Here is a 762-nt window from a genome sequence, read left to right as displayed (position 1 = left end):
AACATCTGGTCTGTAATCGGCTACTGGAAAATAAACCATCTTAAAAATCCGTTGGTATTATTCTGGTCACGTTATGACGTTGAGACGTCTCTGCACGCAATTCATGCAACTGTTCGTTAAAGTCATTGTAAGCTGCCGTTGCACAATCGGGGTCTTTCAAGATATTCTTGTAAAGTTCGTATTTTGCACGCGCCTTAATCAAATCAAACGCGTGCACAAACCATGGGTGCTCCTCATCGACACTATCTATCTCTGATAAACGCAATGGAGAGAGAATGAGTTGAATTTGATAGGCTCTATCTGGCGTGGGATAAAGATGTAATTTCCTATCAAAATAACTGTAACAAACCGGCGTTCCTTGCTGCTCTGATGATAACAAAGGCTCTAAAGAAACATGGTCATTACATTCCAAGGCAAACTTATGATGTTGATCAGAACTTAAATAAACGTTTTTGATTTTAACAGCTGTTTCAATAGGGCGGGTAGTGCTTGCATCATAAACACCTTGTCCCGCCCGTGTCTCAAACACCACATCACGGCTTTCGTTAAAGTAAAAGGTCTCCCGTTCACAAAAACGAATAGCTGCAAAAATGCTTTCTTGGATTTGTTGAACATACTCATCGGCTATGTCATCAATCTCATCTTGAATGATCGACACTAAGTGCGAAAGTGTTCTCTTATGACGATAAACATCTCGCTTTACTGGTATCGGTCCTCCGGTTTTAACCCGAATATAATGACGTGTCATCAAAATACCTCTCA

The 762-nt window shown here is 40.6% G+C and carries 1 protein-coding gene; it reads right to left on the bottom strand.

All coding sequences use genetic code 11. From position 1 onward, the window contains the following. Positions 1–40: 40 nt before the first annotated feature. Positions 41–748: a hypothetical protein gene (locus tag ACFIK3_RS09695; protein ID WP_375676634.1), complete on the bottom strand. Its 708-nt coding sequence runs from the start codon at positions 746–748 to the stop codon at positions 41–43. Positions 749–762 lie beyond the last annotated feature (14 nt).

This window comes from Bartonella sp. CB10SXKL (assembly GCF_042195515.1).
In the GTDB taxonomy this organism is placed as follows: Bacteria; Pseudomonadota; Alphaproteobacteria; order Rhizobiales; family Rhizobiaceae; genus Bartonella.
The sequence above is the reverse complement of the archived record's forward strand: the minus strand, read 5'-3'. Positions and strand labels throughout refer to the sequence as shown.

Coding starts and splice junctions, on each gene's coding strand:
- ACFIK3_RS09695 (WP_375676634.1), bottom strand. CDS start 748: ATGACACGTCATTATATTCGGGTTAAAACCGGAGGACCGATACCAGTA.